This window comes from Streptomyces swartbergensis (genome assembly GCF_002148965.1).
GTDB classification, from domain to species: Bacteria; Actinomycetota; Actinomycetes; order Streptomycetales; family Streptomycetaceae; genus Streptomyces; species Streptomyces swartbergensis.
This window is the reverse complement of record NZ_NGFN01000370.1, coordinates 1-8332: the sequence shown is the minus strand read 5'-3', so window position 1 is coordinate 8332 and position 8332 is coordinate 1. Positions and strand designations below refer to the sequence as shown.

The following is an 8332-nucleotide window of genomic DNA, read 5'->3' as shown; positions in this document are numbered from 1 at the left end:
CCTTGGAGGCACTGTGATCCGCGCGCGACGACAGCGTGCCGAAAGGAGACTGCTCATGGCCGTCGAGACCGACGTCCTCGACGAACTGCGTCGGCTCCGCACTCGCATACCCCGGCTGACCGGTTCGCTCGCGGCCACCGTCGACGGACTCGTCCTCGCCCACGACGTCCCGGACACCGAGCCGGAGGGGCTCGCGGCGCTCACCGCCGCCGCCCTCGGCGTCGCCCACCGCATGACCGACGCCGCGGCCCGGGGCGACTTCCGCGAGCTGCTGGTGCGCGGCTCCGGAGGCTACGTCGCCACCTACGCGGCCGGGGCGACCGCCGTCCTGACCCTCCTCGCCGAGGACCGCGTCAACGTCGGCCGCCTCCACCTGGAGGGCCGGCGCGGCGGCGCCCGGATCGCGGACCTGGTGGCCACGCACGTCGGACCGGGCACCGGCCGCCACGCCGACCGGCCCGCGCCCGCAGAGCACCTCGCGGCGGCGCCCCCGGCCACGGCCCGCCCCATCGGCACGCTCCCGGTACGCACCCCGCAGCGGCCCACCCACCAGCCGCGCCCGCAGACCGGCATCTGAACCTTCCGCACCTCCCGGACCTCCTGAACCTCCCGACCGACCGAAGAAACACGAACGAAGAGACACCGAACGAAAGGAACCGTCCGCATGGCCAACACCGAGACCGCGCTGAAGGAATGCCTGAGCTCCATCGACGGAGCGACGGCCGTGGCACTCGTCGACTACACCAGCGGCATGGCGCTCGGCACCCTCGGCGGCAGCAAGGACTTCAACCTGGAAGTCGCCGCCGCCGGCAACACCGATGTCGTACGGGCCAAGCTGCGCACCATGGAACTCCTGGGCCTGAAGGAGGAGATCGAGGACATCCTGATCACCCTGAACTCCCAGTACCACCTCATCCGCCTGCTCAGGGGACGCGGAGGCAGCGGACTGTTCCTGTACCTCGTGCTCGACGCGAGCCGCGCGAACCTGGCGATGGCCCGCCACCAGCTCCGCCGGATCGAGAACGACCTGGAGGTCTGAGCCGGCACCACGGACGGGAGCCCTCCGCCACGGACACGTCGCGGAGGGCGCTCACCGGCCCCGCCCGCACCTAGGCCGTGGGGAGACCGGCGAGCCAGTCGGTCAGGAGACGGTTGGTCTCCGCGGGGCGTTCCTGCTGGAGGAAGTGCCCGCAGCCGTCGAGGATGTGAGAAGCCGTCAGTCCGGGCAGGGTCGCCGGGTACGCCTCGATCGCGGCGGCCAGCCAGGTCGTGGACGCGTCCAAGGCGCCGCCGATGAACAGCGACGGCTGCGTGACGGGGGCGCCGGCGAAGTCCGCCAGGTCCTGCCAGTCCCGGTCCATGTTCCGGTAGCGGTTCAGGGCGCCGGTCATTCCGGTGCGTTCGAACTCCCCGGCGAAGAGGTCCAGGTCGGCCTCGCTCAGCCAGTGCGGCAGCCGGCCGACGGGGAACCGGTCGCGCAGCATCCCTCCGCGGGCGACGAAATGCGGGTCGGCTTCGGGCATCGTGCCGGCGGACAGGGCGGCGTAGAACCCCGCGAGCCAGCCGCGCACGTCGGGCTCTATCTCCGCTTCAGCCCGGCCGGGTTCCTGGAAGTAGGAGACGTAGAACTCCTCCTCGCCGCCCATCCGCGCGAAGACCTCACCGGGCCTGGGGCCGCCGGGCGGCGTGTAGGGCACGCTCAGCAGCCCCACCGCGCGGAACACCTCGGGCCGGAGCAGCGCGGACGTCGCGGCGATCGTCGCTCCCCAGTCGTGCCCGACGACCACCGCGGACCGCTCGCCCAGCGCCTCCACCACGGCGACGTTGTCCTCCACCAGCTCGGTCATCCGGTACGCGTCCACCGCCGCCGGCCGGGACGAACGCCCGTAGCCGCGGACGTCGACGGCCACCGCGCGATAGCCCGCGGCGGCCAGAGCCGGCAGCTGATGACGCCACGCGTACCAGGATTCGGGGAATCCGTGGAGCAGCATTACCAGCGGCCCGTCACCCTGTTCGACGAGGTGGACGCGGCCGGCCGGTGAGGGAACGAGGCGGTGCGTGCGGTCGCCGGTGGACGTCTGCGACATGGATCCTCCTGCGGTCCGGAGAAAGGTGCTCGGTCCACCGATCATCCGGCGTCCGCCGCGACGCACGCGAAGCCCGTTGCCGGTTCGGCAAAAGGCTCAACCGTGGCTCAGCCGTGGTACGTGATGTACCCGTTGCCGTCCTTGTCGGATCCGCTCTTGGTGTACGAGTGCACGTCGGCACGGCTGCCGGACGGCTTGTACACGTAGATCGTGTCCTTGTCGTTGTTCCACATGAAGTTGCAGTTGTCGCGGTAGACGACGTTCTTCGCGTCGGAGTCGGTCCCGTTGCCGCCGCGCAGCTTCACGTAGTCACCCGGCTGAAGGGTGTGGCTCGCGGTGAAGGTGAACTTGTTCCCCGCGGCGTCCTTGACGACGTAGCCCTTGAGGTTCACGGTCGTCGACCGCGAGTAGTTCTTGATCGCCAGGTACTCCTCGTCGGTGTTCCCCGTCGAGCAGTTGTTGGAGTCCCTCCCGGGAGCGTCGTACTGGATCCCGCGGATCTTCAGCGCGGAGTTGTACTCGGCGGCCTGGGCCGGCACGGCCGTCAGGGCAGCCAGGGCTCCGGCGGCGACGGCGGTGGTGGTGACAAGGCGTATACGCATGGACGTTCGTCCCCCCTGCGTGGCCCTCTGATGAAGGCCATGTGATGGTTTGGTGAAGCATCCGGATCGTACACGGTTCAAGCACGCATAAGGGCGGGTCCGGTGGCATTGCCACCGGACCCGCCCGCAGGGTGTGTCGGACGTCAGGCGCCGCTCGCCCGCAGCATGTCGTCACGCTCGACGATCTTCACGCGCTCGCGCCCCTCGGGCTCGCCCAGCGCCTTCTCGGCGGCGTCCAGCTTGTACCAGCCGTCCCAGGTGGTGAAGCGGATGTTCCGCTCGGCGAGGAACGCGTCCAGGGCCTCGGGGGCGGGGATGGCGGGCGTGTGGAGCCGGCCGTTCGCGTAGTCGTCCAGCAGGTTGGCCACCGTCTCGTTCGCGTCGCCCTTGGTGTGGCCGATGAGGCCCACGGGGCCGCGCCGGATCCAGCCGGTGACGTACGTGGACTGCAGGTGTTCGCCGGTCTCCTGCATGACCCGTCCGCCCTCGTCGGGGACGGTGCCGGAGTCGATGTCCCAGGGCAGCTTGGGGAGTTTGTCGGACAGGTAGCCCACCGCACGGTAGACCGCGCCGACGTCCCAGGTCTTGAACGTGCTCGTGCCCTTGACGTTGCCCGTGCCGTCGAGTTCCGTGCGCTCGGTGCGCAGTCCGACGACCTTGCCGTCCTCGCCGAGGATCTCGACCGGCGACTCGAAGAAGTGCAGGAAGAGCTTGTGGGGCCGGTCGCCGGCGTCGCGGATCGCCCAGTTCTCCAGGGTCTTGGCGACCATGTCGGCCTGCTTGTTGCCGCGCCGGGTCGCGATCGAGCCCTCGTCGTAGTCGATGTCCTCGGGGTCGACGATGACCTCGATGGTGGGGGAGTGGTCCAGCTCCCGCAGCTCCATCGGGCTGAACTTCGCCTGTGCCGGGCCACGACGGCCGAACACGTGGATCTCCTTGGCCCGGTTGGCCTTCAGACCCTCGTAGACGTTCGCCGGGATCTCCGTCGGGAGCAGCTCGTCCGCCGTCTTCGCCAGGACGCGTGCGACGTCGAGCGCGACGTTGCCGACGCCGAGCACGGCGACCTTCTCCGCCTCCAGCGGCCAGGTGCGCGCCACGTCCGGGTGACCGTCGTACCAGGAGACGAAGTCCGCGGCACCGTACGAGCCGTCGAGGTCGATGCCCGGGATGGACATCGACCGGTCGGCCATCGCGCCGGTGGCGAAGATCACGCCGTCGTAGAACGCGCGCAGGTCGTCCAGGCCGATGTCGGTGCCGTAGTCCACGTTGCCGAAGAGCCGGATCTGGGGCTTGTCGAGGACCTGGTGCAGGGCCGTGATGATGCCCTTGATCCGCGGGTGGTCGGGCGCGACGCCGTAGCGGATCAGGCCGAACGGCGCCGGCATGCGCTCGAAGATGTCGATGGACACGCCGGGTTCGGCGGCCACCTCGGACTTGAGCAGGGCGTCGGCGGCGTAGATCCCGGCGGGGCCGGATCCGACGATGGCTACCCGCAGGGGGCGGGGCATGGTCAGGTTCCCTTCGAGCGGCGACAAGCGATCTCGCCGTGAAGCCTAAACTGAGGCATGCCTAAGTTGGTACGCGGGTCCGGTCTATGAGCTCATAAGCCGACTTTATGACTGCCCGTAGAGGGGCTTATGGCGACGCCGCCCGGCGGCTCGGCGCCGAGGACCGCTCACGGCAACGGCTGCTCCGCCCAGATCACCTTCCCGGCGGGCAGATAGCGCGTCCCCCAGCGCTCGGCGAGCTGCGCGACCAGGAACAGCCCCCGCCCGCCCTCGTCCGTCATCGTCGCGTACCGCAGATGCGGCGATGTGCTGCTGCTGTCGAACACCTCGCAGATCAGGTTGCGGTCGCGCAGCACCCGGACGTGGATGGGGCCGCCGCCGTACCGGAGCGCGTTGGTGACCAGCTCGCTCAGGATCAGTTCCGTGGTGAACGTCAGCTCGTCCAGTCCCCACTCGGCCAGCTGCCGGGAGACGGCCGCCCGCACCTCACCCACGGCCGCCGGGTCGGCCGGCACCGGCCACTCCGCGACCTGGTCGGCGGCGAGCGCCCGGGTGCGCGCGACGAGCAGGGCGATGTCGTCGCTGGAACGGGCCGTGAGCTGCGAGTCGAGCACCACCCGGCAGGTGTCCTCGGGAGACTGGCCCGCCCGGCTCAGCGCCTCCCGCAGCATGTCGAGACCGACGTCGATGTCCCGCTCCCGGTCCTCGACCAGCCCATCGGTGTAGAGCACGAGCCGGCTGCCCTCCGCCAGCTCCAGCTCCGCCGTCTCGAACGGCAGACCGCCGAGCCCGAGCGGGGGACCGGCGGGCACGTCGGGGAACTCGACCGTGCCGTCGGGATGGATCAGCGCCGGCGGGGGATGCCCGGCCCGTGCGAGGGTGCAGCGCCGGGTGACCGGGTCGTACACGGCGTACAGACAGGTCGCGCCGGTGACCGGGGCGCTGCCGTCCTCCTCCGTCTCGTCCTGGTCGATGCGGCCGACCAGCTCGTCCAGCAGGGCGATGAGTTCGTCGGGCGGGAGGTCGAGCGCGGAGAAGTTGTGCACGGCGGTGCGCAGCCGTCCCATGGTGGCCGCGGCGTGCAGCCCGTGCCCGACGACGTCTCCGACCACGAGCGCGACCCGGGCCCCCGACAGCGGCAGCACGTCGAACCAGTCGCCGCCCACCCCGGCCTGCGCGGGCAGATAACGGTAGGCGATCTCCAGGGCGTCCTGCTCGGGCAGGTTCCGGGGGAGCAGGCTGCGCTGGAGCGTCACCGCCATGCTGTGCTCGCGGGTGTAGCGGCGCGCGTTGTCGATGGAGACGGCGGCCCGCGCGACCAGCTCCTCCGCCAGGGCCAGCTCGTCCGTGTCGAAGGGCTCCGGCTTCTCGTAGCGCCAGAAGCTGACCACGCCCAGCACCAGGGAGCCGGCCCGCAGCGGCACGGTGATCAGGGAGTGGATGCCGTACTCCACGATCTGCGCGGAGCGTTCGAGGTCCTGTGCCTGCCAGCCGGGGGCCTTGCCCAGCCGGGCTTCCAGGACGGGCCGGCCGGTACCGAGACTGCGGCCCTGCGGAGAGGACTCGACGAACCTGATCCGCTCGCCGACGGGATAGAGGGGAGCGTCCTTGCGGATCCCGCTCAGCGCCGCACGGCTGAGCGCGGCCGCCGCGTCCGGCTGCCCGCCGCCCAGCACCGAGTCGAACAGGTCCACGGTGGCGAAGTCGGCGAACCGGGGCACCGCCAGCTCGGTCAGCTCCTCGGCCGTACGGGTCACGTCCAGGCTCGTCCCGATGCCCACCCCGGCGTCGTACAGCATGTTGAGCCGTTCCCGCGCGGTCTCGGCCCGGCCGGAGAGGGCACGCAGCTCCGTGGAGTCGCGGAGCGTGGCGACACTGCCGGGCGGGACGCCCGCGCGGTTCGTGGTGCGCTGGTTCACGGCGAGGAGTCGGTCCCCGACGCGGTGCACCTCGTCCGTGGCGACGCGCCCGGAGGCCAGCAGCTCGGCGGTGCCCGGGTCGAGACCCAGGCTGAGCACGTGCCGGCCCTCGGCGTCGGCGGGCAGCCCGAGCAGACGGTGCGCCTCGTCGTTGGCGAGCAGCAGGATGCCCCCGTCGTCGACGATGAGCACGCCCTCGCGCACGGCGTGCAGCACGGCGTCGTGGTGTTCGTACATCCGGGTCATCTCGTGCGGCCCGAGCCCGTGGGTCTGGCGCATCAGCCGCCTGCTCACCAGCGCGGCGCCCGCCGTCGCCAGGATGAGCGCCACCGCTGCGGCGGACAGTACTAGCGGCAGCTGACGGTCAGCGGTGCCACCGACGTTGGCGGTGGTGATCCCGGCCGACACCAGGCCGACGACCTCGCCGTCCGGAGCTTTCACCGGCACCACGGCCTGCACGAGGGGGCCGATCGTGCCGGTGATCTGCTCGGTCACCGGCCTCCCGGCCAGCGCGGGCTCGAGCGTCCCGACGAACTTCTTCCCGATGCGGTCCGGCTTGGGGTGGGTGTAACGGATCCCGTCGGTGTTCATGACGACGATGAAGTCGACCTTCGACTGTTCACGGGCGGCCTCGGCACGCGGCTGGAGCACCGCCGTGGGGTCGGGACTCTCCAGCGCCTCGATCATGCCGGGCGCGTTGGCGAAGGTCTCCGCGACGGCGAGCGAACGGTTGCGGGCCTCCTGGGTCGTGTCGTGCCGCACTTGCAGCACCAGCGCCACCACGGCCGCCACCACCAGCAGCAGCACGATCACCACGACGAGCAGGAACACCTGGCGGGCGACACTGCGTCCGCCCAGCACCGACCGCAGCCCCGCCACCGGATGCCACCGTGACGGGCCCGCCTCCCGCCGCTGCCGTTCGGACGGCGCAGCGCCGGGCCGCAGGGGCGATCGAGTCCCGGATCGACCCAAGAGTCGGACCATGTGCCATGTCTACACTGCCCGGCCGCGCGAGGCGAGGGGCATCACCCATGGTGACAGGGGGCCCTCACCGTATCGTCACGTCTCCCGGCGCCCGGGACACGCGTGCACCGCATCCGGCCCGGTGCGCGCACGGTCCGCGCACCCTCCGGGAAGTCCCGTGGCCTCAGGTGGCCAGGGAGCGGGCGAGCTCGGTCGTGGCCCGGGCGATCTCCGTGTCCTCGTCCGCCATCAGCCGGCTGAGCTCACCGCGCCGGGCCCGCACCGCCTGGCGCGCCGCACGCTCCCACACCACCGGGTTCTCCCGGCGGTTCAGCAGCTTCGGATAGACGGCCGCGGTGCTCTCCCACTGCCGGGCGTCGGCGATGTTCTTGAGCAGCCGGATGATCTGGGCCCGGCAGGTCACCTGGGGCAGCTTGGCCAGCTCCCACAGGAAGGGGACCGTGGCGGCCGTCGCCTGTTCCACGACGAAGCCGAACTGGCAGATCCGCTTCCGCAGGTCCTCGAGAGCGGAGCGGGCGGTGTCGGCGTCTCCCCAGGCGATGCCGTTGAGAAGGAGGGGAATGGCGGCCGCCGAACCGGTGGAGTCCTGGATGTCGCCCCAGGGCACGCGGTCCAGGGCCGTGAGCGGCGTGTTCCTGGCCACCCCGGACGGGGCGTCGGGGCGCTGTGGGCGCTCGCTGCTCGGGTGTTCCGTCGAAGCGCTGCGCATGGCATGGGGCCTTTCCGCGGCAGTCGTGTCAGATGGGTGGACAGGTCGACAACCTGGCCCAGACCGTCTTGCCCGTCGGAGGGCAGGGGGTCCAGCCCCATTCCTCGGACAGGGCGGCGACGAGGCACAGGCCTCTGCCGTGCTCCTCCAAGGCGGAGCCGGCGGGCGCGTACACGGGCGGATGGTCGTCGGGGTCGGAGACGGTGACCAGCAGGTGGGTGGAGTCCAGGACGAATCCGAGCCGGATCTCCGGCGCACCCGGCGCACCCGCCGCCGGTGCCGCGTGCGTCGCGGCGTTGGCGGCCAGCTCGGTGACGACGAGCGTGGTGTCGTCGTAGCGGTGGCCGAGCGACCAGACACGCAGCGTGTCGCGGGTGAAGGACCGGACGCGCGTGAACCCCTCCCCGCTGCACTCGACGCGCAGGGTGGCCGAGGCGGACAGGGCACCGGAGGGCTGCGCCATCGTCTCCGGCATCGGGGGCGAGGCCCCGTACGGCGTCGCCTCGTACGACGTCACCGCGGG

The 8332-nt window shown here is 71.3% G+C and carries 8 protein-coding genes; 2 read left to right on the top strand and 6 right to left on the bottom strand.

What is annotated here, in order from left to right; all coding sequences use genetic code 11:
- Positions 1-55: 55 nt before the first annotated feature.
- Both CA983_RS36785 and CA983_RS36780 read left to right on the top strand, forming a co-directional pair.
- Positions 56-577: a roadblock/LC7 domain-containing protein gene (locus CA983_RS36785; protein ID WP_086605078.1), complete on the top strand. Its 522-nt coding sequence runs from the start codon at positions 56-58 to the stop codon at positions 575-577.
- An 87-nt stretch (positions 578-664) separates the two neighbouring features.
- The gene (locus CA983_RS36780; RefSeq protein WP_086605077.1) at positions 665-1039 is read left to right on the top strand and encodes a hypothetical protein; all 375 of its coding nucleotides are present in this window, start codon (positions 665-667) and stop codon (positions 1037-1039) included.
- Positions 1040-1109: 70 nt separating this feature from the next.
- Here the strand turns inward: CA983_RS36780 and CA983_RS36775 are convergent, their stop codons facing one another.
- From CA983_RS36775 to CA983_RS36750, 6 genes are all read right to left on the bottom strand, one after another.
- Positions 1110-2087, bottom strand: a complete 978-nt coding sequence (locus tag CA983_RS36775) for an alpha/beta fold hydrolase (protein WP_086605076.1) — start codon at positions 2085-2087, stop codon at positions 1110-1112.
- Positions 2088-2194: 107 nt separating this feature from the next.
- Positions 2195-2689 (bottom strand): lamin tail domain-containing protein, encoded by a 495-nt coding sequence (locus tag CA983_RS36770; protein WP_086605075.1) that lies wholly within the window; start codon positions 2687-2689, stop codon positions 2195-2197.
- A gap of 143 nt (positions 2690-2832) precedes the next feature.
- A complete protein-coding gene (locus tag CA983_RS36765) occupies positions 2833-4197 on the bottom strand; it encodes an FAD-dependent oxidoreductase (RefSeq protein WP_086605074.1) in 1365 nt (454 codons plus the stop codon).
- A gap of 167 nt (positions 4198-4364) precedes the next feature.
- Positions 4365-7100 carry a SpoIIE family protein phosphatase gene (locus tag CA983_RS36760; RefSeq protein ID WP_208637116.1) on the bottom strand — a complete coding sequence of 912 codons (2736 nt, stop codon included), beginning with the start codon at positions 7098-7100 and terminating at the stop codon, positions 4365-4367.
- A 163-nt stretch (positions 7101-7263) separates the two neighbouring features.
- Complete coding sequence (locus tag CA983_RS36755; RefSeq protein ID WP_086605073.1) at positions 7264-7809, bottom strand: hypothetical protein; 546 nt, start codon at positions 7807-7809, stop codon at positions 7264-7266.
- 28 nt (positions 7810-7837) lie between these two features.
- The gene (locus CA983_RS36750) at positions 7838-8326 is read right to left on the bottom strand and encodes an ATP-binding protein (RefSeq protein WP_086605079.1); all 489 of its coding nucleotides are present in this window, start codon (positions 8324-8326) and stop codon (positions 7838-7840) included.
- Positions 8327-8332 lie beyond the last annotated feature (6 nt).